Annotated in this window: 18 protein-coding genes and 1 rRNA gene; 4 read left to right on the top strand and 15 right to left on the bottom strand. The window is 72.8% G+C overall.

What is annotated here, in order from left to right; genetic code table 11:
- Positions 1-329: 329 nt before the first annotated feature.
- Together AB0E24_RS26815 and pyrG are read right to left on the bottom strand one after the other, a co-directional pair.
- Positions 330-956: an NUDIX domain-containing protein gene (locus AB0E24_RS26815; protein ID WP_069868761.1), complete on the bottom strand. Its 627-nt coding sequence runs from the start codon at positions 954-956 to the stop codon at positions 330-332.
- 80 nt (positions 957-1,036) lie between these two features.
- On the bottom strand, positions 1,037-2,692 hold the full coding sequence (gene pyrG, locus AB0E24_RS26810; protein WP_069868759.1) for a CTP synthase: 1,656 nt from the start codon (positions 2,690-2,692) through the stop codon (positions 1,037-1,039).
- Positions 2,693-3,112: 420 nt separating this feature from the next.
- On the opposite strand from pyrG, the gene AB0E24_RS26805 reads away from it, so the two are divergent.
- Both AB0E24_RS26805 and AB0E24_RS26800 read left to right on the top strand, forming a co-directional pair.
- Entirely contained in the window at positions 3,113-4,921 is a 1,809-nt protein-coding gene (locus tag AB0E24_RS26805; protein WP_069868757.1) for a glycoside hydrolase family 15 protein, read from the top strand.
- Positions 4,922-5,288: 367 nt separating this feature from the next.
- Positions 5,289-6,938, top strand: coding sequence for a PucR family transcriptional regulator (locus AB0E24_RS26800; protein WP_359380711.1), 1,650 nt, complete (start codon positions 5,289-5,291; stop codon positions 6,936-6,938).
- 204 nt (positions 6,939-7,142) lie between these two features.
- Here AB0E24_RS26800 and AB0E24_RS26795 read toward each other — a convergent pair whose 3' ends face one another.
- From AB0E24_RS26795 to AB0E24_RS26770, 6 genes are all read right to left on the bottom strand, one after another.
- The gene (locus tag AB0E24_RS26795) at positions 7,143-8,315 is read right to left on the bottom strand and encodes a glycoside hydrolase family 64 protein (RefSeq protein WP_079257130.1); all 1,173 of its coding nucleotides are present in this window, start codon (positions 8,313-8,315) and stop codon (positions 7,143-7,145) included.
- Positions 8,316-8,424: 109 nt separating this feature from the next.
- Positions 8,425-9,579 (bottom strand): glycosyltransferase family 4 protein, encoded by a 1,155-nt coding sequence (locus tag AB0E24_RS26790; RefSeq protein ID WP_359380707.1) that lies wholly within the window; start codon positions 9,577-9,579, stop codon positions 8,425-8,427.
- Between the two features lie 808 nt (positions 9,580-10,387).
- Positions 10,388-12,133, bottom strand: coding sequence for a DNA repair protein RecN (recN, locus tag AB0E24_RS26785; protein ID WP_359380704.1), 1,746 nt, complete (start codon positions 12,131-12,133; stop codon positions 10,388-10,390).
- 820 nt (positions 12,134-12,953) lie between these two features.
- Complete coding sequence (locus tag AB0E24_RS26780; protein ID WP_069868751.1) at positions 12,954-13,874, bottom strand: NAD kinase; 921 nt, start codon at positions 13,872-13,874, stop codon at positions 12,954-12,956.
- Positions 13,875-13,924: 50 nt separating this feature from the next.
- Positions 13,925-14,797: a TlyA family RNA methyltransferase gene (locus AB0E24_RS26775; RefSeq protein WP_069868749.1), complete on the bottom strand. Its 873-nt coding sequence runs from the start codon at positions 14,795-14,797 to the stop codon at positions 13,925-13,927.
- 66 nt (positions 14,798-14,863) lie between these two features.
- Positions 14,864-15,178 carry a hypothetical protein gene (locus AB0E24_RS26770; RefSeq protein WP_435865327.1) on the bottom strand — a complete coding sequence of 105 codons (315 nt, stop codon included), beginning with the start codon at positions 15,176-15,178 and terminating at the stop codon, positions 14,864-14,866.
- 221 nt (positions 15,179-15,399) lie between these two features.
- On the opposite strand from AB0E24_RS26770, the gene AB0E24_RS26765 reads away from it, so the two are divergent.
- Positions 15,400-15,747 (top strand): sterol-binding protein, encoded by a 348-nt coding sequence (locus tag AB0E24_RS26765; RefSeq protein ID WP_069868747.1) that lies wholly within the window; start codon positions 15,400-15,402, stop codon positions 15,745-15,747.
- 163 nt (positions 15,748-15,910) lie between these two features.
- On the opposite strand, the gene AB0E24_RS26760 is transcribed toward AB0E24_RS26765, so the two are convergent.
- The 4 genes from AB0E24_RS26760 to AB0E24_RS26745 all read right to left on the bottom strand — a co-directional run bounded on the left by AB0E24_RS26760 (position 15,911) and on the right by AB0E24_RS26745 (position 20,250).
- Positions 15,911-16,735, bottom strand: coding sequence for an ABC transporter ATP-binding protein (locus AB0E24_RS26760; protein ID WP_087684401.1), 825 nt, complete (start codon positions 16,733-16,735; stop codon positions 15,911-15,913).
- Between the two features lie 151 nt (positions 16,736-16,886).
- Positions 16,887-17,951: a FecCD family ABC transporter permease gene (locus AB0E24_RS26755; RefSeq protein WP_251773655.1), complete on the bottom strand. Its 1,065-nt coding sequence runs from the start codon at positions 17,949-17,951 to the stop codon at positions 16,887-16,889.
- Positions 17,948-18,997 (bottom strand): FecCD family ABC transporter permease, encoded by a 1,050-nt coding sequence (locus AB0E24_RS26750; RefSeq protein WP_069868743.1) that lies wholly within the window; start codon positions 18,995-18,997, stop codon positions 17,948-17,950. Before AB0E24_RS26750 ends, AB0E24_RS26755 begins: the two co-directional genes overlap by 4 nt.
- A gap of 203 nt (positions 18,998-19,200) precedes the next feature.
- Positions 19,201-20,250, bottom strand: coding sequence for an HAD hydrolase-like protein (locus AB0E24_RS26745; protein WP_359380699.1), 1,050 nt, complete (start codon positions 20,248-20,250; stop codon positions 19,201-19,203).
- Positions 20,251-20,325: 75 nt separating this feature from the next.
- On the opposite strand from AB0E24_RS26745, the gene AB0E24_RS26740 reads away from it, so the two are divergent.
- Entirely contained in the window at positions 20,326-21,693 is a 1,368-nt protein-coding gene (locus AB0E24_RS26740; RefSeq protein WP_359380696.1) for a DUF1015 family protein, read from the top strand.
- A gap of 90 nt (positions 21,694-21,783) precedes the next feature.
- Here AB0E24_RS26740 and AB0E24_RS26735 read toward each other — a convergent pair whose 3' ends face one another.
- The 3 genes from AB0E24_RS26735 to rrf form a co-directional block, all read right to left on the bottom strand.
- Positions 21,784-22,677 (bottom strand): tetratricopeptide repeat protein, encoded by an 894-nt coding sequence (locus AB0E24_RS26735; RefSeq protein WP_359380693.1) that lies wholly within the window; start codon positions 22,675-22,677, stop codon positions 21,784-21,786.
- A complete protein-coding gene (locus tag AB0E24_RS26730; RefSeq protein WP_359380690.1) occupies positions 22,617-23,690 on the bottom strand; it encodes a hypothetical protein in 1,074 nt (357 codons plus the stop codon). Before AB0E24_RS26730 ends, AB0E24_RS26735 begins: the two co-directional genes overlap by 61 nt.
- Before the next feature lie 264 nt (positions 23,691-23,954).
- Positions 23,955-24,047 (bottom strand): 5S ribosomal RNA (rrf, locus tag AB0E24_RS26725); the annotation flags it as partial.

The following is a 24,047-nucleotide window of genomic DNA, read 5'->3' as shown; positions in this document are numbered from 1 at the left end:
CCCCTTCGGCTCACTATGAGCGTAGTTCACTCCGCGTCAGGTACCCGGCACTCGCGGCCCACAGCACGGACCGAAAATCACTCCATCGGATCTTCACCGGACCCGGGCGGGCCCCAGGCGCCGGTTCCACGGGCCAGGCGTCGGCGCGGCGGGCCCGCGCGCCGTCTCCGCGGGCCTGTGCGCTGGTTCCGTGGTGCCTACGCGGCGGTTCCGTCGGGCCCGCGCGCCGGTTCCGTCGGGCCTACGCGCCAGTTCCGTCGGACCCGCGCGCCGGTTCCGTCGGGCCTGTGCGCCGGTTCCGTCGGGCCTGTGCGCCGGTTCCGTTGCGCCTATGCGGCGAAGGGCCGGGCCGGCCAGGGGGCGTCGGCGGGGCGGAGGGCGTCGATGCCGTCACCGGCGAGCGCGGCGTGCAGCGCCAGCGCGCCGACCGCGAGGCAGTTGTTGTGCAGCTCGCCCACGAGGGCGCCGCGCACCAGCTCCTCAAGCGAGACCCGGGCGAGCTCCATGTCGGCCTCCTCCTCGGAGACCTCGAACCGCTCGCCCTCGGCTGCGGAGACCTCCCGGGCGAGGAAGATCCGCACGGCCTCGTCACAGCCGCCGGGCGAGGTGTAGACATCGACGAGCACGCGCCAGTCCTCGGCCTTGACGTGCGCCTCCTCGTACAGCTCCCGCTGGGCGGCGTGCAGCGGGTTCTCACCGGGGATGTCCAGGAGTCCGGCCGGGATCTCCCACAGCCGCTGGCGGACCGGGTGCCGGTACTGCCGCAGCACGATCACCCGGCCGTCCTCGTCCAGGGCGAGGACGGCGACGGAGCCTGGGTGGACCTGGTAGTCGCGCTTGACCCGGCTGCCGTCGGGCATCTCCACCTCGTCCGTGCGCACGCTCGTCTTGTTGCCGGTGAACGGCGTGGCGGTGGCGGTGACCTGCCATTCCTCGGGAGTGTCCTGGATGCGCATGCTTGTCTCAGCGTCCTTTCCACGTGCGGTGACGGGGCGGTGGGGCCGCACCGGCCGCCCGCCCCCGTCAACCGTAGCGGTCAGACGCCCGCACCCCGGGTGTGAGCTGCGGTCTGTCGCAGGACCGCCGCTTTCACCAGGCCCGCGAAGAGCGGGTGCGGACGGGTCGGGCGGGAGCGCAGCTCGGGGTGGGCCTGGGTGCCGACCAGATAGGGGTGGGCCTCCCGCGGGTACTCCACGTACTCCACGAGCTTGTTGTCGGGGGAGGTGCCGGAGAAGACGATTCCGGCCTTCTTCTCCAGCTCACCGCGGTAGGAGTTGTTGACCTCGTAGCGGTGGCGGTGGCGCTCCTCGACATACGGCTGGTTGTCGTAGACCTCGCGGACGATCGAGCCCTCGGCCAGCTTGGCCGGGTACATGCCCAGCCGCATGGTGCCGCCCATGTCGCCCTCGCCCGCGACGATGTCGAGCTGCTCGGCCATGGTGGAGATCACCGGGTCGGTGGTGGCGGGCTCGAACTCGGTGGAGTTGGCGCCCTCGATGCCCGCGAGGTTCCGCGCGGCCTCGATGACGATGCACTGGAGCCCGAGACAGAGGCCCAGCAGCGGGATCTTGTTCTCCCGGGCGTAGGTGATCGCGCCGACCTTGCCGATCACCCCGCGGTCGCCGAAGCCGCCGGGGATGCAGACCGCGTCCACGCCATCGAGCTGCTCGCGGGCGCCCGCCGCCGTCTTGCAGTCGTCGGAGGTGACCCACTTGATCTTGACGCGGGCGCTGTTGGCGAAGCCGCCGGCGCGCAGCGCCTCGGTGACGGAGAGATAGGCGTCGGGCAGGTCGATGTACTTGCCGACGAGCGCCACGGTGACCTCGTGGTCGGGCTGGTGGACCCGCTCCAGCAGATCGTCCCACTCGGTCCAGTCCACGTCGCGGAAGGGCAGATCCAGCTTGCGGACGACGTAGGCGTCCAGGCCCTCGGAGTGCAGCACCTTCGGGATGTCGTAGATCGACTTGGCGTCGATGGCGGCGACCACGGCCGCGTCGTCCACGTCGCACATCAGCGAGATCTTGCGCTTGATGGAGGTCGGGACCTCGCGGTCGGCTCGCAGCACGATCGCGTCCGGCTGGATGCCGATGCTGCGCAGCGCGGCCACCGAGTGCTGGGTGGGCTTGGTCTTCAGCTCGCCGGACGGGCCGATGTAGGGCAGCAGTGAGATGTGCACCACGAAGACGTTGTCCCGGCCGACCTCGTGCCGGACCTGGCGGACGGCCTCCAGGAAGGGCAGCGACTCGATGTCGCCGACGGTGCCGCCGACCTCGGTGATGACGACGTCCACGTCGTCGGTGGCCATGCGCCGGATGCGGTGCTTGATCTCGTTGGTGATGTGCGGGATGACCTGCACCGTGTCCCCGAGGTACTCACCGCGCCGCTCCTTGGCGATTACGGTGGAGTAGACCTGGCCGGTGGTCACGTTGGCCGAGCCGTCCAGGTCGACGTCGAGGAAGCGCTCGTAGTGGCCGATGTCCAGATCGGTCTCCGCGCCGTCGTTGGTGACGAACACCTCGCCGTGCTGAAAGGGGTTCATCGTGCCCGGATCGACATTCAGATACGGATCGAGCTTCTGCATGGTGACGCGCAGCCCGCGCGCCTTCAGCAGAGCCCCCAGACTGGAGGCGGTAAGGCCCTTGCCGAGTGAGGAAGCGACACCCCCGGTGACGAAGAGGTGCTTGGTCGTCATGGGTTTAGCGGCAATGGCCAAGAGGGGGCTCCCGTGGTCGCGTCGTGAGTGTGCGTACGGCAGCCGTTCCGGGGTCCGGGGGAGCCGTCGCTGAGGTTCGGGGGTTTTGTGCCCGCCGCTCCACGGGCTACCAGGGTATCAGCGCCCCGGAGCGGTCGCTGATGACCTGGTTCCCGCGATCGGTCTGCGCAATCGCCCGAACACCATGCGTGACCTGGCCACCCGATCGGGCGCGAGATGCGAGCCACGATGTGGACGGGCTCAAGCGGATCACCGCTCGCCGTCGTATCCTCTTCGGACGCACGCATGCGAGCCACCCCGGCACGGCACCACCAGCACGCCCCCGGTACAAGAGCTCGTCAGAATTTTCCGAGACCGTAAGAAGCGCCCTCCGGGGCAATACGGCCGTTCGAATGGGGAATGCACGTGGCCGGGCGTATCGAGGATTACGCACTGATTGGTGATATGCAGACGGCCGCTCTCGTCTGTAGAGACGGGACGGTTGAGTGGCTGTGCCTGCCTCGCTTCGACTCCCATGCCGTCTTCGCCAGTCTGCTGGGGACCGAGGAACACGGCTTCTGGCGGCTGGGGCCCGCCTCCCCCACGGGGAGCGAGCCGCCCGCCGCCGACCGCCGCCGCTACCGCGGCGACTCGCTGGTCCTGGAGTCGGAGTGGGACACTCCGCGTGGCACGGTCCGTGTGATCGACTTCATGCCGCCGCGTGACGGCGCCCCGCAACTGGTGCGGATCGTCGAGGGGGTCAGCGGCCGGGTGCCCATGCGCTCGTCGCTGCGGATGCGGTTCTCCTACGGCTGGGTCGTGCCCTGGGTGCACAGGGTGGACACCCGGACCGTCGCCGTGGCGGGTCCGGACTCGGTGTGGCTGGACACCGAGGCCGACACCTACGGCAAGGACCTCACCACCTACTCCGACTTCACGGTGGGCCCCGGTGACCGGATCGCCTTCACCATCAGCTGGCAGCCCTCGCACAACGAGCCGCCCGCGCTGCCCGAGCCGGAGGTCGCGCTGGAGGCCACCGAGGCGTTCTGGCGGGAGTGGGTCGAGCAGTGCACGTACCACGGCCCCTACCGGGACGCGGTGGTCCGCTCGCTGATCACGCTCAAGGCGCTGACGTACGCCCCCACCGGCGGCATCGTCGCGGCGCCCACCACCTCCCTCCCGGAGGAGATCGGCGGCGTCCGGAACTGGGACTACCGCTTCACCTGGCTGCGGGACGCGGCGATCACCCTCTCCTCGCTGCTGCGCACCGGCTACCGCGAGGAGGCGCGCGCCTGGCGCGAATGGCTGCTGCGCGCGGTCGCGGGCGATCCGGAGAACCTCCAGATCATGTACGGCATCGCGGGCGAGCGGGAGTTGGCCGAGGCCGAGCTGACCTGGCTGCCCGGCTATGAGAACTCCCAGCCGGTCCGGGTCGGCAACGGCGCGGCGGGCCAGGTCCAGCTCGATGTCTACGGCGAGGTCACCGAGGCGCTGCACCTGGCCCATATGACGGGTCTGGCGCGCAACGACTACGCGAGCATCCTCCAGCTGAAGCTGATCGGCTACCTCGAGGACCACTGGGACGAGCCGGACGAGGGCATCTGGGAGGTGCGCGGCCCGCGCCGGCACTTCGTGCACTCCAAGGTGATGGCCTGGGTCGCGGTCGACCGCACCGTCAAGCTGATCGAATCCGGCGATGTGGACGGCCCGTTGGACCGCTGGCGGGAGCTGCGCGACGAGATCCACCGGGAGGTCTGCGAGAAGGGCTACGACGCCGAGCGCAACACCTTCACCCAGTCCTACGGCTCCAAGGAGCTGGACGCCTCCCTGCTGCTCATCCCGCAGATGGGCTTCCTGCCGCCGGACGACAAGCGCGTCATCGGCACCATCGAGGCGATCCAGCGGGAGCTGTCGACCGAGGACGGCTTCGTCATGCGCTACCCCACCGCGGGCGAGGACGCCGGGGTGGACGGTCTCGAGGGCGACGAAGGGGCCTTCCTGGCCTGCTCGTTCTGGCTCGCCGACGACCTGGCGATGATCGGCCGGGTGGACGAGGCCCGGAAGCTCTTCGAGAAGCTGCTCGCGCTCCGCAACGACCTCGGGCTGCTGTCCGAGGAGTGGGACTCGCGCAACCAGCGGCTGGTGGGCAACTTCCCGCAGGCGTTCAGCCATGTGCCGCTGATCGACACCGCGCTGCGGCTGACGGCGTCCGGCGCGTACGGAGGCTGATCCCCGGCCCGGGCCCTGAGGGCCCGGGCACCCCTCCCCGTCCGGGCGCGGCCCTCGCCCGGACGTTCGGCACGCGCGAGCCGCAGGGCCGGGATCCGGTCGTGGGTTCGGCACACCGGGCGGGGTCCGGCGGTCGGGGCTCCGGCGGTCGGGGCCGCGGAGCCGGCCGGGCCCGGACGGATCGAGCCGGGGCATCGGGCGGGCTGAGCGGATCGGCGGAAGTCGGCTGCGGTTCGGTGGCGCCCCGAAGGGGCGTGGGGCCGTGTCGATGTGCGGCTCCGCCGCGCGGGCGCGACCAGCCACGACGGCGCCGCGGACGATCGCCGACAGGTCAGAGCACTCCCAGCGGACCCCTTAGCGTGGCGGCATGGAACCGCAGGGAACGATCACCGTGGCGCGAGCCCTCGCCCTTCCCGCCCTGCGCCGCGGGCTCCCCGAGGTGGTGTCCGGGGAAGAGCTGCTGGACCGCCCGGTGCGCTGGGTGCACGCGGGCGAGGCGCCCAATATCGCCGCGCTGCTCAAGGGCGGTGAGCTGCTGCTGACCACCGGTCTGGGGGTCGGGCCGCGCCCAGCCGAACAGCGCGCCTTCGTCCGCCGGCTCGCCGAGCGGGGCATCGCGGCGCTGGTGGTGGAGCTGGGGCCGCGGTTCCGCACGCTGCCGGGGCCGGTCGTGGAGACGGCGCGCTCGTGCGGGCTGCCGCTGGTACAACTCCACCGCGAGGTGCCGTTCGTGGCGGTCACCGAGGAGATCCACACCGAGATCGTCAATGAGCACTACGCCCTGCTGCGCCAGGCCGAAGTGGTGCACCGGCAGGCCACCGAGGTGCTGCTGAGCGGCGGCGGGGTGCCGGAGATCCTGCGCCACTTCGCCGCCTTCGCGGCCAATCCGGTCTTCCTGGAGACCCCCGACGGGCAGCTGCTGTACGCGGCGGGGGCGGGCGGTACGCCCCCGGCGGGCGCGGCCGATCCGCTCCAGGTGTGGGAGGGGCTGCGGGCGCGGCGCGCGGCCGAGCGGCCCGAACCTCCGGCGGGCAGTGTGATGGCCGACATCCCGGGCGGCGGGCCCGGCCCCGGTGCCGTACGGGCGCGGCTGACCGTGCTGCCGGTGGCCGGGCCGCTGGGCCCGGTGCACCGGATCGCGGCCGAGCGGACGGCGGATCTGCTGGCGGTGGTGCTGCTGCGGGCGCGCCAGGAGGAGGAGCTGGCGGCGCGCGGGCGCGGGGACTTCCTCACCGATCTCGCGGAGGGCCGGATCGAGGCGTCGGACGCCCCCGCGCAGGCCCGGGTGCTGGGCTTCCGGCCGGGCCCGGGCGGGCCGCTGCTGCCGGTGGTGATGCGGCTGGTGGAGGATCCACGGCCGCTGGCCGGGGGCCAGGAGAGCTGGGCTGCGCTGGCCCACGCCCTCCAGGAGGAGCTGGCGGGGGTCGGGGTGCCGGTGCTGCTCGGCGTACGACTTCCGGAGGGGCGGGTTCCGCTGCTGGCGGGGCTGCGCGGCGCCACCGAGCGCGGCGCGGTGGCCGAACGGATCGCGGCGGCGCTGCGGGCCGCGGTGGAGCGGGCCTGGCCGGAGCGGGCCGCCGCCCGGCCGCCGGTAGTGGTCGCCGGGCTCGCGGTCGGCTGGGACGCGGCCGGCGCCGAGCTGCGGCACGCGGCGGAGGCGGCGAACGCGGCGTGCGGTCCGGCCGACCGGGGCTGGTACGACGTACGGAGCCTGGATGTCGACCTGTTGCTGTGGCGACTGCGGGAGCACGGCGATCTGGCCGCCTTCGTCGACCGGGTGATCGGTCCGCTGCTCGCCCATGACCGCACCGCCCGTCCGCCGCTGGTGCCCACCCTCGAGACGTATCTGCGGCATGCGGGCCGCAAGGCGGAGACGGCCCGCTCGCTGCACCTCAACCGCCAGACGCTGTACGACCGGCTGGCCCGGATCTCCCGGCTGCTCGGCAGCGACCTGGAGGACCCCCGGACGGTCCTCGCCCTGGGGGTGGCCCTCCAGGCCCGCCGCCATGTGAGGTGACGCGTTCGCGGGGCGGCCCCGCCACGCGTTCCGGGGGCCGCCCCGGCGCGCGTTCGCGGGGCCGCCCCGCCGCGCCCGGGCTCCCCCGCCCGGCGTCCCCCCGTACCGCCGGGCGGGGAGGGGCTCCCTCACCCGTCCGCGGCGCCGCCCCGCCGTGGCGCCGCGGACACCTCCCCGCCCGGCCGCTCCGTGCCGAACCGCGGCTCAGAACGGGGTCAGGGTGAGCGTGATCTCCTTAGGGGCGGTGTCCTGGATGTAGGACGCGAACTCGGCCACGTCATCGAAGGCGAAGCCGTACGCCTTGCCGTCCACGGTCGCCGCGTGCATGGCCTTGGCGTAGTGGTTGGTGACGTCCTCGCCGTAGAAGGCGGCCGGGTCGGTGGTCGGCTGGGCGTCGGCGTTGTGCAGCGTGCTGCGGTTGAAGCCCGCGCCGAGGATCGCCGCGACCGGGCCGGTCGTCCCGTCGTTGGGCGCGGCCAGGGCGCCGTCGCAGAACAGCACGTCCTTGGTGGAGGGCTTGTCGAAGGAGACCGAGGCCGGTCCGGTGAAGGAGAACTTCCCGTCGCTCACCCGGCCGGTGAAGGTACCCGCGTTGGTGGTGACCTTGAGGTCCTTCGATCCGTAGGCGTCCCAGACCTGGTCGACGTAGGACGCGAAGTAGTCCTCCGCGAACAGACCCGAGGCCATGCCATGGCCCGGAGCGATCACCCGCAGATTGTCGCCGATGATCAGCTTCTTGAAGGCGTCGACTCCGGCGAGGTCGGAGAAGACCTTGTCACGGGCACCGTCCTTGAGGGTGCCGGTCGTCTGGTCCTCGGCGCCGGTGAGGTGGATCGACAGCGGGACGCTGAACATGTCCACCATGGTGGTGTTGCAGAACATCCCGGAGTCGTTGTACGTGAACTCCGCGCAGTCGTGCAGGATGTCGAAGTTCGGGTCGCCGGACACCCATCCCGCGGGGTACTGGAGCGCGGCCTTGCCCGCGCCGTCCTCGACCACCTTGAGCTTGAGCTTCGAACCGAGCGCGACATAGATCCGGCCGGACATCTGAGGCAGGTTCAGCTTGGTGTCCCCGCTTCCGGACAGCGGGATCGCGTAGTCGGTGAAGCCGTCCGAGCCGTTGTCGGAGAGCGCGACGGGGGCGGTGGTGCCGTCGGGGGTGACCCGGACCTGCTGGTCGCCCGCGTTGCCGACGATGTAGAGCCATACCGACCCGTTGTCGTACTTCCCTGTCTTGTTGGCAATGGTCAGGGGCAGAGAGGCGGCCGCCTTCGCGCTCGGCGCGCCGCTGGCGCGGCCGCCGGCGAGGGCCAGACCGGTTCCCGCGGCGGCGGCGGAGGCAGCGATTCCACCCAGCAGCTTCCTGCGACTGATCATGATGATGGTGCTCCTCGGCGTAGTGGGGGTTGCCGGGAAAATGGCGTGGGGGGTGACGGGAGGCGCGCTGTTGAGAGCGCTCTCGCGTTCCTGCCCTGCACCCTGCCGATCAACGACCGGGCCCGTCAACCCCTTCACGCAGAAAGGTCTGAACCAACTCGTCATAGACGCTGAGCACATGGGCGACGGTGTCGTCCTCCGTCGGCCAGTCGGCCGTCCGCGCCCGCCCCGCCGCGGTGAGTTCCACCCGGCGCACCGGGTCGGCGAGCAGCCCGCTCACGGCGTCGGCCAGGGCCTCGGGGTCGCCGTACGGGACGAGTTCGGCCGCGTCCCCGACCAGCTCGGGCACCCCGCCCACCGCCGTCGCCACCAGCGGCACCCCCGCGTGCAGCGCCTCCTGGGCCAGCAGCGAGCGCGCCTCCCAGCGGCTGGAGAGCACCGCGACATCGGCCGCGGAGAGCAGCCCCGGCACATCGTCCCGCCGCCCCAGCAGCCGCACCGGCAGCGCCTCCGTGTCGATCCGGCGCTGGAGCACCGCACGGTCCGGCCCCTCCCCCGCCACCACCAGCAGCGGCCGCGGATCCAGCGCCCGCCAGCGCCGCGCCGCGTCCAGCAGTGGGCCATGTCCGGCCATCGCCTCCAGCCGTCCCACCGTGACCAGCAACGGGCGCTCCACCACGCCCAGTTCGGCCCGCGCCTTCTGACGGCGGCCATCGCCGGTCTCCGGCACCCGGCGCGGGGCGGGCACCGCGACCGGGGCCAGCCGCGCGTCACGCGCACCGCGGGCCCGGGCCCGGTCCACCAGATCCGAGGAGACCCCCAGCACGATCGCGGCGGCCCGCGCCACCCGGCGCTCCATCAGCCGGACGAGACGGGCTCGCGCCCCCTCGGCGTCCAGGCGGGTGTGCCAGGTGACGATCAGCGGCACATTCCGGCCACGCAGCGCCTCCGCCGCCAGCAGCCCCGAGCGCAGCCCGTGGGCGTGCACCAGGGCCGCTCCGAGGGTGGCCTTGCGCAGCGACGCCATGCTCCCGGCGTCCGTCAGCGCGTCGAGCCCGGTGAACCGAGCTCCGGTCTGGGTGAAGCCGTAGCCCCGCTCGGCGCTCCAGGGCCCGCACACGGTCACCCGCAGTCCGCGCGCCACCAGCCCGGCCGCCAGCGACCGCACATGCACCCCGCTGCCCGAACTCCCACCACCCAGCACCTGGACGGCGTGCAGCGACGGCTGCCCGTGCGGCGGGACCGGGGTGCAGCTACTGCTCACGCGGGCGGAGCTCCTGAGATGGTGAACGGGTCGAGAAGGGGACGGCCCAAGGATGCCAGCACTCACCGAACCCTCGTCGCAACGCCCCCCAGGCCATGTCTGCCCCGAGCCCGTCCGCACGTCCGCGGTATCACCCTTTCGGGTGAAGGGTCGATGTTCCGCCCACCACGAAGGGTCAGCGTTCCACCCGCCTCGACGCGGAGGGTCGGTCGACGTATCGCCCGCGCCGCCTTGTGAAGGGGGCATCCCACGCCCCGCGAAGGGTCGGCCTCCCGCGTGTGCCGCGAAGCGAAGGGCCAACGTCTCGCACGGCCGCGAAGGGTCGGTATCCCGCCCGCGCCACCTTACGAAAGGCCAGCGCCCCACGCGCGCCGCCCCGCGAAGGGTCAGCGTCCCGCGCACGCCTCGAAGCGAAAGGCCAGTGCCCCACGCCACGTGAAGGGCAAGCGTCCCGGGCACGCCGCGAACCGTCAACGACCCGCGCCCCGCGAAGGACCGACGTCCCGCGCGCGCCGCCCCGCGAGGGGCCAGCGTCCTACGCACGCTTCGAAGCGAAAGGCCAACATCCCGCACGCCACGAAGGGGCGGCATCCCGCACGCGCCACCTTACGAAAGGCCAGCGCCCCACGCCCCGCGAAGGACCAGCGTCCGGCACACGCCTCGAACCGGCAGCACCCCGCACACGCCTCGAACCGCCAGCGTCCCAGGCGCGCCTCAAAGCGTCAGCGCCCGGTGTGCGGGTCCTAGCGAAGGGGCGGCGGCCATGCCCCGCGACGAAAGGCCGGTGTCACGCGCGCGCCGCGGGTCGTCAGCGTCCGGCGCGTGCCGCCTCCAGGAGTTCCTCGGCATGCGCCCGCGCGAGTTCGGAGTCCTCCTGGCCCGCGAGCATCCGCGACAGCTCCCGTACGCGGTCCTCGCCCTGCATGGCCTTCACCCCGCTGCGGGTCACCGACCCGTCGTTGGTCTTCTCGACCACCAGATGCCGGTCGGCGAAGGCCGCGACCTGCGGCAGATGGGTGACCACCACGACCTGCGCGGAGCGGGCGAGCCGGGCCAGCCGGCGGCCCACCTCGACCGCCGCCTTGCCGCCGACGCCCGCGTCCACCTCGTCGAAGAGATAAGTCGGCACCGGGTCGGAGCCCGCGAACACGACCTCGACCGCGAGCATCACCCGGGACAGCTCGCCTCCGGAGGCGCCCTTGGCGATCGGCCGCGGCGGGGCGCCCGGGTGGGGGGCGAGCAGCAGCTCGACCTCGTCGGCGCCGTGCGGCCCGAAGACGACCGGGCGGCCGCCCACCTCAATGCCGTCCTCCTCAGTCTCGGTCTGGCGGATCGCGAACGTGACCCGGGCGTGCGGCATCGCCAGCGAGGCCAGCTCGGCGGTGACCGCCTCCGCGAAGCGCCCCGCCGCCTCCGTACGGGCGTCCGTGAGCGCCTGCGCCAGCTCGCCCAGCTCGGTGCGGAGCGCGTCGCGCTCGGCGGTCAGCTCGCCGATACGGTCGTCGTCGCCGTCGAGTTCGGCCAGCCGGGCGGCGCCCTGCTCGGCCCAGACCAGCACATCCGCGATCGTCTCGCCGTACTTACGGGTCAGCTGGGTCAGCGCGGCGCGGCGCTCCTCGACGGCCGCCAGGCGGATCGGGTCGGCGTCCAGGTTGTCGGCGTACCCGGCGAGGTCCCCGGCCACGTCGGACAGCAGGATGCCGACCTCGCCGATCCGGTCGGCGAGCCCGGCGAGCGCCGGGTCATGGGAGCGCACGGTCTCCACGGCGCGATGGGCGCCCGCGACCAGGGTGGCCGCGTCCACGCCCTCCGGGTCCTCCGGGTTCCCGGCGAGGGCGGTGTGCGCGACGGCGGCGGCGGACGCCAGGGCCTCGGCGTGCCCCAGCCGCTCGGCCTCGGCCGCCAGCTCCTCGTCCTCCCCGGGGCGCGGCTCGGCGGCCGCGACCTCCTCGAGGCCGAAACGCAGCAGATCCGCCTCCTGCGCCCGCTCACGGGCGCGCGTGGTCAGCTCCTCCAGCTCAGCCGAGACGGCGCGCAGCCGACGGTACGCGCCCGCGTACTTCTCCAGGGGCCCGGCCACCGCGGCCCCCGCGTACCGGTCCAGCGCCTGCCGCTGCCTGGCGGGGCGCAGCAGGCCCTGCTGATCGGTCTGGCCGTGCACGGCCACCAGATCGTCGGCCAGCTCGCCCAGCAGCCCCACGGGGACCGAACGGCCGCCCACATGTGCGCGCGACCGCCCTTCGGCGGAGAGCGTACGGCTGATCAGCAGCACGCCGTCCTCAAGTTCGGCCCCCGCCTCCTCGGCCCTTACGGCCGCCGCCGAGCGGGCGTCGACCGTAAGGCGCCCTTCGACGACCGCCGCCTTGGCCCCGATCCGCACCAGGGCGGCGTCGGCCCGGCCGCCCAGCAGCAGCCCGAGGCTGGTGACGACCATGGTCTTGCCCGCGCCGGTCTCACCGGTCACCGCGGTGAAGCCGGGCGACAGCTCGACGACCGCGTCGTCGATGACGCCCAGCGCACGTATCCGCATCTCCTCCAGCACGTGAAAGACCATACGAGGTTTGGCCGGTGCGATGCGACGAAGGGGCGCCACTTATGGGGTCGGCCCGCACATCTGCCCGGGTGGGTGGGGGTGCGGGTGCCTCCGGCGGAGAGCCCCCACCCCGCCCCTTCCCGAAACGAGGGGCTCCGCCCCTCGCCCCCGCCGGGGCTCCGCCCCGGACCCCGCTCCTCAATCGCCGGAGAGGCTGCAAAATGGGGCTCCGCCCCCAACCCCCCACCCCAAACGCCAGGGGCTGCAACATAGGGCTCCGCCCCGACCCCGCACCCCAAACGCAAGGGAGCTGAAACAAGGAACTCCGCCCCTGCCCCGCACCCCAAACGCAAGGGAGCTGGAACAAGGCGTTCCGCCCCCACCCCAAACGCCAGGGGCCGGCACAAGGGACAAGCCCCCGACCCCGCCCCCCAAAAAAAATCCGGGAGCTGCAACAAGGGGCTCCGCCCCGGGCCCCGCACCTCAAACGCCAGGGGCTGGAAGAAGCGACTCCGCCCCCAACCCCACACTCCAAACCCCGGAGGAGCTGCAACATGAGGCTCCGCCCCCGACCCCACCCCAAACACCGGAGGCTGCAACCCCGCCCTCCCAACGCCGGGAGGCTGGAACGAGGGGTTCCACCTCCGCCCCGCACCCCAAACGCCGGGGGCGGGGTTGCGGGGCTCCGCCCCTTTGCAGGGGCCCCCGGGGGCCGGGGCCGAGACCCGTCTTTCAGCCTCTCCGGCGTTTGAGGAGCGGGGGCCGGGGCGGAGCCCCGGGTTCGGGGAGGGGCGGGTAGGGGAACAGCCCGCCGCAGGCGGCACAACCCGCCGGACACCCCCTAGTGCGGCGCCCCCCGCCAGCCCGCCACCGGAAGCGCAAACTTGGCGACCAACCGGTCCGTGAACGACGCGTGGTGAAGCCGAGCCAGCCGCACCGGCACCGCCCCCCGCCGCACCTCCACCCGCGCCCCCGCAGGCAGCTCCACCGTGCGCCGACCGTCACACCACAGCACCCCGTGCGGCGTCTGCGGCTGCACCTCCACCGCGAGCACCGACTTGGGCGACGTCACCAGCGGCTTGGCGAAGAGCGCATGGGCGCTGATCGGCACCATCAGCAGCGCCTCCACCTCGGGCCACACCACCGGCCCGCCCGCCGAGAAGGCATACGCCGTGGAGCCGGTCGGGGTCGCGCAGACCACGCCGTCGCCGCCGAAGCGGGAGACCGGGCGGTTGTCGACCTCCGTGACCACCTCGAGCAGCCGCTCACGCGCGGCCTTCTCGACCGACGCCTCGTTCAGCGCCCAGTCCGTGTGCACGATGTGCCCGTCGTTGCGGACCAGCACATCGATCGTCATCCGCTCCTCGACCTCGTACTGCCGAGTCACCACCCGGTCCACGACCTTGTCGAGGTCGTCCCGCTCCGCCTCGGCGAGGAAGCCGACCCGGCCGAGGTTCACCCCGAGCATCGGCACGCCCGAGACCCGGGCGAACTCCGCGCCGCGCAGCAGCGTCCCGTCCCCGCCGAGCACGACCAGCAGCTCACAGCCGTTCAGCACATCACGGTCCGCGTCCACACGCTGGACGGCGGGTGGCAGCGGCAGGTCCGCGGCCTCGGCAGCGAGCACCCGCACCCCGATTCCGCTGCGCAGCAGCCCCTGGACGACAAGCTCGGCGCTGCGGATGGCCGCGGGGCGGCCGGTGTGCGCGAGGAGGAAGACGGTCCGGTCCGCCGTCGGCTCGGCCGCCCGCGTCGACGGCATACGCGCCGCGTCGGGTACTGCTTCCTTCTCCTGCGCTGCTTCTGAAGTGGTCAACTGGGCCCCTCCGCCACTGCACGGTCAACATCCGCCGGGTCCAGTGCCGGCGCCCCGGCGCGCATCCACAAAAAGTACTCGACATTGCCCGACGGCCCCGGGAGCGGGCTGGCCGTTACGCCCAGCACACCCAGTCCGAGTTCCGCCGCCCGTCCGGCCACCGTACGCACCGCCTCGGCGCGCAGTTCGGCGCTGCGGACCACGCCCCCGCTGCCCAGCCGCTCCTTGCCGACCTCGAACTGCGGTTTGACCATCAGCACAAGATCGGCGCCGGGCGCCGCGCACCGTACGAGGGCGGGCAGTACCAGCCCGAGCGGGATGAAGGAGAGATCACCGACCACCAGGTCCACCGGCTTCCCGCCAATCCGCTCAAGTGTCAGCTCGCGTACGTTCGTACGGTCGTGAACACTGACGCGTTCATCGCTCCGAAGCGACCAGGCGAGCTGGCCGTAGCCGACGTCCACGGCGAGCACCCGCGCGGCGCCCGCACGCAGCAGGACATCCGTGAAGCCCCCGGTCGACGCGCCCGCGTCCAGCGCCAGGCGCCCCGCAACCTTCAGCTCCGCGCCGGGGACCGGGCGGACCCCGGGGTCCTGTCCCGCGCCCGCGCCCTGCCGGTACTCCTCGCTGAAGGCGTGCAGCGCGCCCGCCAGCTTGTGGCCGCCGCGCGAGACATAGCCCGGATCGCCGGCGTCCTCGATCACCACGACGGCCGCGCTCTTCTCCACCTGAGTGGCCGGTTTCGTCGCCACCGCCCCTCCGACGGTGACCCGGCCCGCGGCGATCAGCTGGCTGGCATGCTCACGCGAACGCGCCAGCTCGCGGCGGACCAGCTCCGCGTCGAGTCGTGCGCGTCGTGGACGGGTCACTGCCACGGGTGGTTCAGCTCCTGAGGTCGCTTACGAGGTCGCTTACGAAGTTGTTTACGAGGTCGTTTACGCGGCGGACGGGGGCCGCGGACCGGGCGGCGGGGGCCCGGGGCGCCGGTCGAGTGCCGTCAGCGTGTCGCGCAGGCCCCGGTGGACATCCTCGTACACCTCCAGATGGCCGCTCGTCGCGAGGAGGTCGGCATCGGCCAGCCGACCGAGCCGGGCGTCCACCTCGGGAACGCCGGTGGGCGTACGGTCCACGCCGAGCGGGGCCGGATCGGCGGGGCCGGGCGGCTCGGGCACGGGGGCGTCAACCGGCTCCGTGGCGGACACCGGCTCCGGCACGGAAGCCGAAACCGGCTCGGGCACGGAGGCGGACACCGGCTCCGGCACGGAAGCCGAAACCGGCTCGGGCACGGAAGCGGAAACGGGCTCCCGCACGGGCCCGGGAACCGGCTCCGGCGCGGCCTCCGGGGCCCGCTCGGCCGCCGGCTCGGGCTGTGGGCCGGGCCATCCGGCCGGCATCGGCTCGCTCATGACCCCGACGCTACCGCGAATCCCTCGTTCTCCGACGTACGGGACCTGCGGTAACGTCGTCCGCGATGGCGACCTTGCAACAGTGCCGCAGCGCACTCGACAAACTCGCGGAGAACCTCGCCTCCGCGAACGGGGACCTTCGCAGCGCTACCGCGCTCGATCGCTCCGTCAGCTGCTGGATCACCGACCTGGACACCACCTTCATCGGCCGTCTCGTGGACAGCCGGATCGAGGATGTGACGACCCTGTCGGGCGCGCCGACCGAGCGTGCGCAGATCCGGCTGGCGATGACCGGTGACGACCTGGTGGCCCTGGTCGACGGTGAGCTGCACTTCGCCCGGGCGTGGGGCAGCGGACGGATCAAGCTCGAGGCCGGGCTGCGCGATCTGCTGCGGCTGCGGAAGCTGCTTTAAGGCGGGCACCCCCGGCTTCAAGACGGGCACCTCCGGCTTCAAGACGGGCACCCCCAGCCTCAAGGCGGGCACCGCACCCCCAGCCGCGCCGAGGACGCCCTTCCAGCCGCCTCCGAGCCACCGCCCTCCACGCCATCGCCGCCCTCCGAGCCACCGCCGCCCCTCAGGACTCGCTCGCCGAGGCCGCCGCCAGAGGCGCCTCGACCCGTGCCGTACGGGACCGGCGGGCGGCCGGGATGACCAGCGGCGTCCCCGTCTCCGGGTCGTCGATCACCTGGCAGGGCAGCCCGAAGACCCCCTCCACCAGCTCCGCCGTGACCACGTCCCCCGGCGCCCCCTCCGCGACGATCTCCCCGCCCCGCATCGCGATGAGATGGGTGGCGTAGCGGGCGGCGTGGTTCAGGTCGTGCAGAACCGCGACGAGGGTACGGCCCTGCTCCTCGTGGAGCTGGGCGCACAGATCCAGCACATCGATCTGGTGTTGGATGTCCAGATATGTCGTGGGCTCGTCGAGGAGCAGCAGCGGGGTCTGCTGGGCGATGGCCATCGCGATCCACACCCGCTGACGCTGACCGCCGGACAATTCGTCGACATAGCGATCGGCGAGCTCCGCCACCCCCGTCGCCGCCATCGATTCACCGACGATCCGCTCGTCCGTCTCCGACCACTGCCGCAGCAGCCCCTGGTGCGGATAGCGGCCGCGGGCGACCAGGTCGGCGACGGTGATCCCGTCCGGCGCGATCGAGGACTGGGGCAGCAGCCCGAGGGTGCGGGCGACCTTCTTGGCGGGCAGCGAGCCGATCGCCTGCCCGTCCAGCAGCACCGATCCGGCCACCGGCTTGAGCATCCGGGACAGGGCGCGCAGCAGGGTCGACTTACCGCAGGCGTTCGGCCCGACGATCACCGTGAAGGAGTGGTCGGGGATGGTGACGGACAGCTCCTCGGCGACCGTGCGCCGGTCGTAGGCGAGGGTCAGCCCCTCCGCCATGAGCCGCTGCCGCTGGTCCGGAGCGCCGCTCGGGCTGGAGGCCGCGGTCTGCCGGGTGTCCTTGTCCATGTCCTCTTCCGTCCGGGTCGTGTCCACAGTCGTCATATCCGCCCCGGCGTCATTCCGCCACCGGCGCCCGCGCCCCGTGTCGTCATATCCGCCCCGCCTTGCGCTCGCTCACCAGCAGCCACAGCAGATAGGCGCCGCCCAGCATCCCGGTGAGCACCCCCACCGGCAGCTGATCGGCCCCGAAGGCGCGCTGTGAGGCCCAGTCGGCGGTGACCAGCAGTGCGGCGCCCATCCAGGCCGCGGGGAGCAGGTTCGGACCCGGTGAGCGGGTGAGCCTGCGGGCCAGCTGCGGGGCGACCAGCGCCACGAAGGCGACGGGCCCGGCGGCGGCCGTGGCGGACGCGGTCAGCAGCACGGCCGCGCCCATCATCACCATCCGCGTCCGCTCCACCGGCACCCCGAGGGCGTAGGCGCTGTCGTCGCCCATCTCCAGCATCCGCAGCCCCGGGGCATGGCCGAGGACCACGGGCAGCAGCACCGCGCAGACGGACAGCAGCGGCCAGACCTGGTCCCAGTCGCGGCCGTTCAGCGAGCCGGTGAGCCACATCACCGCACGCGCCGCGTCCTCCTGATGGGCCTGGGTGAGCAGATAGCCGTTGACGGCGGTGAACGTCGCGGAGGTGCCGATGCCCACCAGGACCAGCCGATACCCATGGACGCCCTGCCGCCAGGCCAGTGCGTAGACGGCGATCCCGGTGAGCACCCCGCCGAGGACGGCCCCGGTGGCGACCACACTCGGATCGCCCTTGATGAGCACGATGGCCGTGAGCGCCCCGGCCGCCGCCCCCTGGCCGAGGCCGATCACATCCGGACTGCCCAGCGGATTGCGGGAGATGGACTGGAAGATCGCCCCGCCCAGCCCCAGGGCCGCGCCGACCAGCAGCCCCACCAGCACCCGCGGCAGCCGCAGTTCGTTGACGATGAAGTCCTGGGCCACGGTGCCGTCGCCGAACAGCGTGCGCACCACATCGGCGGGGGCGATGGGGAAGTCACCGGTGCCGATCAGCACCACGCTCATCACCAGCGCCACGGCGATCAGCAGCAGCCCCACGACCGCACCGCGGATGTCCAGGCGCAGCGAGAGACCTGCGGTGCGCACCGTGACCCCGCGCGTCCCCGGCTTGCTGATGCGCTTGCTCGCGTTCACAGTTGGGCCATCCTTCGGCGGCGTACGAGGAAGATGAAGAGGGGCCCGCCGACGAAGGTGGTGACGACGCCGACCTGGAGCTCCGCGGGCCGGGTGACCAGCCGGCCGATCACATCGGCGCCCAGCAGCAGAACGGGCGAGAGCACCGCGGCGTACGGCAGGATCCAGCGCATATCGGGCCCGGTCAGCGCGCGGACCAGATGCGGCACGATCAGCCCGACGAACGCGATCGGCCCACAGGCGGCGGTCGCGGCCCCGCACAGCAGGGTGACCGCGAGCATCGAGAGCGCCCGGGTGCGGTTGAGGTTGCTGCCGAGCGCGCGGGCCGTGTCGTCGCCGAGCGCCACGGCGTTCAGCGAACGGCCGAGCGCCACCGCCAGCACGGCGCCGACCAGGAGGAACGGGGCCACCTGCCGGACCACGGTCATATTGGCGGAGGCGAGTGAGCCGACCGTCCAGAAGCGCATCTTGTCCAGCGCCGCGGTGTCCAGCAGCTCCACCGCGTTGACGTATCCGTAAAGCGCCGCGTACACCGCCATCCCGGCGAGCGCGAGCCGCACCGGGGTGGCGCTCCGGCTGCCGCCGAGCGCGTACACCAGCACGGACACGACGGCGGTGCCGAGGAACGCGAACCACACATAGCCGGTGAGGGAGGTGATGCCGAGAAAGCTGATGGCCGAGACGACGGCGGCGGACGCGCCCGCGTTCAGCCCCAGCAGCCCGGGGTCGGCGAGCGGATTGCGGGTGAGCGCCTGGATGACCGCGCCCGCGAGGCCGAGGCCGACGCCGACGAGCACCCCGAGGATCGTGCGCGGCAGCCGTACGTCCCGGATCACCACATCGGTGTCGCCGCCGGTGTAGTGGAACAGCCCGTGCCACACCTGGTCCAGCGGAATCGGTTTGGCACCGATCGCGATGGACGCCGCGGCGATCGCCAGCAGCACGCCCAGGGAGGCGACCAGCCCGGCCGCACGGCGCGCGGTGCGCCGCCGGGGCGGCGCGCTCGCTGTCTCGGGCCCGGCTTTCGCCGGACTGACCAGGGTCACGCGGAACTCCACCTCACAGCACGGCCGATCGGGACTCAGGTTAAGTTAGGTTACCCTAAGTCCCATTGGCCACATCCATGCGGGCTCCCTGGACCGCGAGTTCGCTCACAGCCGGACCGCTGTCGGCTCACAGCCCCCGACAGCGTCGGCGCACGGCCCGGCGGCGTAGGCGCACAGCCCTACCGCGCCCAGACCGCACCGGCTCACAGCCCCAGCCGCGCCAGAGCCTTCCCCGCGTCCGCGCCACTCACACCGTCCCCCGCCTCGGCCCACGCCGCCGCGCACAGCGCCCGCAGCCCGTCCAGCGGCTGATCGCCCCCGCCGTCCAGCACCAGCGCGCCGTTCTCGACCCGTGCGGTCCAGCCCCCGCACCGGAAGCCGCCCGCCGACCCGCCCGCCACCCCGTCCGGCTCCACCTCCGGCTGCGGGGTGAGCAGCCCCCGCAAGTCGCGGTCCACATACGACGGCCGGTGTCCGGGCTCGGCGGCCAACAGCTGTGCGGGCGTGGTCACCCCGGTCAGCACCAGCAGCGAGTCCACCCCGCCCGCGTACGCGCCCTCGATATCGGTGTCCAGCCGGTCCCCGACCACCAGCGGCCGCCGGGCGCCGGTCCGCAGAATCGTCTCCCGGTGCATCGGCGGCAGCGGCTTCCCCGCGGCCTGCGGGGACTTGCCCGTCGCGATGCGCACGACCTCCACCGCCGCGCCGTTGCCCGGGGCGATGCCCCGGCCGCTGGGAATCGTCAGATCCAGGTTGGAGGCGAACCACGGCACCCCGCGCGCCACCGCGTACCCCGCCTCCATCAGCCGCGCCCAGGGCAGGTCCGGCCCCCCGTACCCCTGCGCCACCGCCGCCGGGTCGTCGTCCGCCGAGTCCACCGGGGTCAGCCCGCGCTCGCGCAGCGCCACCCGCAGCCCCTCCCCACCGATCACCAGCACCCGCGCCCCCTGCGGCAACTGCTCGGAGATCAGCCGGGCGACCGCCTGCGCGGAGGTGATCACATCGTCGGCGCCTGCGGGCATCCCGAGCCGCGTCAGATGCTCGGCCACCGCCGCCGGCGTACGCAGCGCGTTGTTGGTCACATACGCCAGCCGCATCCCGTCGTCCCGCGCGGCGACCAGCGACTCCACGGCGTGGTCGATCGCCTCGCCGCCCGCGTACACCACCCCGTCGAGGTCCAGCAGGGCCGTGTCGTACGCCTCGTTCAGCGGCCGCCGACTGGGCTCGGGCCGGGTGCGGACAGGCTGGTTCATGGGGCCACTCCTCGCGAATCTGTACGCTTCTCCCCCGATCATCGCGTATCGCCGCCCGGGGCATAACATTCACTGATGAGCATTCCAGGGCCTGGCGGACAGGGTCTCCAGCTCACCCCCTTCCGGGGGCTGCGCTATGTCGCGGAGCGGGTCGGCAGTCTCGCCGCCGTCACCTCACCGCCCTACGACGTGGTCGTCAGACCCGACGGACTACGCCAGCTCGAGACGGCGGACCCGTACAACATCGTCCGGCTGATCCTGCCGCAGGCCGACACCCCCGAGGCCCGCCACCGCCAGGCCGCCGAGACACTGCGCCGCTGGCAGGCCGACGGAGTGCTCGCCCCGGACCCCGAACCCGCGCTCTACGTCTACGAGCAGCGCGACGGGCCTACCCTCCAGCGCGGGCTGATCGGCGCGCTGCGGCTGAGCCGCCGTGAGGAGGGCATCGTCCTCCCCCACGAGGAGGTCATGCCGCATATCGTCGAGGACCGAGCCGATCTGATGCGCGCCACCGCGGCCCATCTCGAACCGCTGCTGCTCGCCTACCGCGGCAACGGGAACGGGACCTCGGCGAACGAAGCCTCCGGGTACGGAACCGGTGGTGGCGGAACGGGCGGGAACGGAATCGGCGGGGAAGGGGTCGGCGGGGCCGCGCGGGTCATCGAACGCACCATCCGGGGCGAGCCGTTGCTCTCCACGACCACCGAGGACGGCGTCGACCACCATCTGTGGCGGGTCACCGACCCCACCGACCTGGTGGAGGTCGCCGCGGACCTCCGCCACCACCAGGCCCTCATCGCCGACGGCCACCACCGCTGGGCCACCTATCTGCGGCTGCGCGAGGAGCGGCGGGAGCCCGGCCCCTGGGACTACGGACTCGTCCTGCTCGTCGACACCGCCCGCTATCCGCTCCGGGTCCGGGCCATCCACCGGCTGCTCCGCCGGCTGTCACCGGACGACGCGCTCGCGGCGGCGCGGCGCGCCTTCCGGGTGCGGACGATCGACGGCCCGCTCCCCCGCGCCCTGGAGACACTCGCCGAGGCGGCCCACGCCGAACCCGGCGCGCCAAACGCCTTTCTGCTGGCCGGGGACGGCCGCTTCCACCTCCTGGATCGGCCGGACCCCGAGCGGCTGGCCCGAACGATCCCCGAGGGACGGCCGGAGGCATGGCGGACGCTGGACGCGACCGTGCTCCACCACACCCTGCTGGACCAGCTGTGGGACGTCCCGGACACCCCCGAGCACATCGGCTACATCCACGACCCGACGGCGGCCGTCGAGCAGGCGGAGCGGCTGGGCGGTACGGCGGTGCTGATGCATCCGGTGCGCGAGGACGTCGTACACGAACTGGCGCGGCAGGGCATCGCGATGCCGCACAAGTCGACGTCCTTCGGGCCGAAACCGGCGACAGGGCTGGTGCTGCGGAGCCTGACGCTGGGTTGAGCCTTTCAGCCGGGGACATGCGTGAGCCTTACGGCCGCGGACATGCGAAGGGGGCGGGATCCCGGTGTGGAATCCCGCCCCCTTGTGGCATCAGCTGTCGTCGCCGGCCTTCTCGGGCCGGGCCTGACCGTCCTCGGACGTCGTCTCCGCCACCGGCCTGGCCTCTCCGGCCGGTTCCTCGGCGCCCTCGCCCTCGGCCTCGTCCCCGGCCTCTTCCTCTACCGCGTCCTCCGTCGCGTCCATGGGCTCGACGGCCGTGGGCTCCTCGACCGGCCGAGGAGCCTCGTCGTCCGTCTCCTGCTCCAGGTCGAGGGCGTCCACGAACTCGACGCCGTCCAGCTCGGCGAGCCGGTCCGACGCGTCCGTGGTCCCGCCCTGATCCGCCTCGAGCGCCTTGGCGAACCACTCACGGGCCTCTTCCTCGCGGCCCACCGCCAGCAGCGCGTCGGCGTACGCGTAGCGCAGCCGGGCGGTCCAGGGCTGGATGGCATGCGAGGCCAACTCCGGGCTCTGCAAGGTGACCACGGCGGCGTCGGCCTGGCCCATGTCGCGCCGGGCGCCCGCGGCCACCATCCGCATCTCGACCTGACCGGCCCGGTCCAGCTTCTGCACCTCCGGCTCACCGGCCATGGCCAGCGCCCGCTCGGGACGGCCCATGCCGCGCTCGCAGTCCGCCATCACCGGCCACAGATCGGAGTTGCCGGTCATCCGCCGCGCGGCGCGGAACTCCGCGAGCGCCTCGGCGTACTTGCCGACGCCGTACGAGGCGAAGCCCGCGGCCTCGCGCACGGCGGCCACCCGGGAGGCGAGCCGCAGGGCGACGCGCGAGTACTGGTACGCCCGCTCGGGGTCGTCGTCCAGCAGCTTGGCCACCATGACGAGGTTCTTGGCGACGTCCTCGGCGAGCGTCTTCGGCAGGCTCATCAGCTCCTGCCGCACACCCTTGTCGATCTCCTCGCCGGTGACGTCCTCGGGGATCGGCATCCGCTTGATCGGCTCACGGTCGCGGTCCCGGACACGGTCGTCGCGGCGCCCGTAGCCCCCCGCGCGGTCGTCACGGCGCTGGAAGCCACCGCCGCCGGCCCGCCGATCGTCACGGACCCGACCACCGTACGGCCGACGCGGCCCGCGGTCGTCGCGACCGCCCCGGAACCCCCCGTCCCGGTCATCACGCCGCGGCCCACGGGGCCGGTCATCACGCCGCTCATCCCGACGATCCTCACGGCGGTCGTCACGGCGGAACCCACCGCGGTCATCGTCACGGCGGTGCGAAGGCCGCTCATCACGACGGTCGTCACGACGGAATCCACCGCGGTCGTCATCACGACGGTACGAGGGCCGCTCATCACGACGCTCATGGCCACCGCCCCGGCCGCCACGATCACGGTCATCGCGACGGAACCCACCACGGTCATCACGCCGCTCATCACGACGGAACCCGCCGCGGTCGTCATCCCGGCGGTACGAGGGCCGCTCATCACGACGCTCATAGCCGCCACCCCGGCCGCCACGATCACGATCGTCACGGCGGAACCCGCCACGGTCATCGTCACGGCGGTACGAAGGCCGCTCATCACGACGGTCATCGCGCCGGTAGCCACCACGGTCGTCGTCCCGGCGGAAGCCCGGCCGATCGTCACGGTCCCGGCGGAAACCGCCCTGCCGGAAGCCACCGTCGCGGTCATCACGACGTGGCCCACGCGGCCGCTCATCACGGCGGTCATCGCGCCGATCGTCACGCCGGTCATCACGGCGCTCGTAACGTCCGGTCGGACGGCCGCCCCGGTCGTCGCGGCGCCCATAGCCGCCCGGGCGGCCGCCTCGGTCGTCGTCCCGACGAGGCCCACGCGGGCGCTCGTCCCTGCGGTCATCCCGGCGCTCGTCGCGACGGTCGTCCCTGCGGTCGTCGCGACGATCATCACGCCGCTCATCACGACGGTCATCGCGGCGGAATCCGTCACGGTCGTCATCGCGGCGCGGCCCGCGCGGTCGGTCATCGTGGCGATCGTCACGCCGGAAACCACCGCGACCGCCGTCGCGGCGCGGACCGGAGCCGCGGAACTCCCGCCGGTCGCCGGCGTCCCGGCGCCGCGGCTCGCGGCCCGACCGGTCGTCGGGAGAGTTGGTGGACATCGGCGTGACTCCTGTCTTCATGTACTACAGCCATTCTCCCGCACCAGACACACTGATGCGGGCCCAGCAAAAACAAAAGGACCCTTGGTCCCAGCATGCACGCTGGGACCAAGGGTCCTTCAAAGATTGTTCGGCGGCGTCCTACTCTCCCACAGGGTCCCCCCTGCAGTACCATCGGCGCTGAAAGGCTTAGCTTCCGGGTTCGGAATGTAACCGGGCGT

Origin of the sequence: Streptomyces malaysiensis subsp. malaysiensis, from assembly GCF_040653035.1 — a bacterium.
Lineage (GTDB): Bacteria > Actinomycetota > Actinomycetes > Streptomycetales > Streptomycetaceae > Streptomyces > Streptomyces malaysiensis.
The sequence above is the reverse complement of the archived record's forward strand: the minus strand, read 5'-3'. Positions and strand labels throughout refer to the sequence as shown.

What these genes read in the sequence shown, in the direction of transcription:
- AB0E24_RS26815 (WP_069868761.1), bottom strand. Translation starts at nt 956, where the DNA reads ATGCGCATCCAGGACACTCCCGAGGAATGGCAGGTCACCGCCACCGCC.
- pyrG (WP_069868759.1), bottom strand. Translation starts at nt 2,692, where the DNA reads ATGACGACCAAGCACCTCTTCGTCACCGGGGGTGTCGCTTCCTCACTC.
- AB0E24_RS26805 (WP_069868757.1), top strand. Translation starts at nt 3,113, where the DNA reads ATGCACGTGGCCGGGCGTATCGAGGATTACGCACTGATTGGTGATATG.
- AB0E24_RS26800 (WP_359380711.1), top strand. Translation starts at nt 5,289, where the DNA reads ATGGAACCGCAGGGAACGATCACCGTGGCGCGAGCCCTCGCCCTTCCC.
- AB0E24_RS26795 (WP_079257130.1), bottom strand. Translation starts at nt 8,315, where the DNA reads ATGATCAGTCGCAGGAAGCTGCTGGGTGGAATCGCTGCCTCCGCCGCC.
- recN (WP_359380704.1), bottom strand. Translation starts at nt 12,133, where the DNA reads ATGGTCTTTCACGTGCTGGAGGAGATGCGGATACGTGCGCTGGGCGTC.
- AB0E24_RS26780 (WP_069868751.1), bottom strand. Translation starts at nt 13,874, where the DNA reads ATGCCGTCGACGCGGGCGGCCGAGCCGACGGCGGACCGGACCGTCTTC.
- AB0E24_RS26765 (WP_069868747.1), top strand. Translation starts at nt 15,400, where the DNA reads ATGGCGACCTTGCAACAGTGCCGCAGCGCACTCGACAAACTCGCGGAG.
- AB0E24_RS26760 (WP_087684401.1), bottom strand. Translation starts at nt 16,735, where the DNA reads ATGGCGGAGGGGCTGACCCTCGCCTACGACCGGCGCACGGTCGCCGAG.
- AB0E24_RS26745 (WP_359380699.1), bottom strand. Translation starts at nt 20,250, where the DNA reads ATGAACCAGCCTGTCCGCACCCGGCCCGAGCCCAGTCGGCGGCCGCTG.
- AB0E24_RS26740 (WP_359380696.1), top strand. Translation starts at nt 20,326, where the DNA reads ATGAGCATTCCAGGGCCTGGCGGACAGGGTCTCCAGCTCACCCCCTTC.
- AB0E24_RS26735 (WP_359380693.1), bottom strand. Translation starts at nt 22,677, where the DNA reads ATGCCGATCCCCGAGGACGTCACCGGCGAGGAGATCGACAAGGGTGTG.
- AB0E24_RS26730 (WP_359380690.1), bottom strand. Translation starts at nt 23,690, where the DNA reads ATGACCGACCGCGCGGGCCGCGCCGCGATGACGACCGTGACGGATTCC.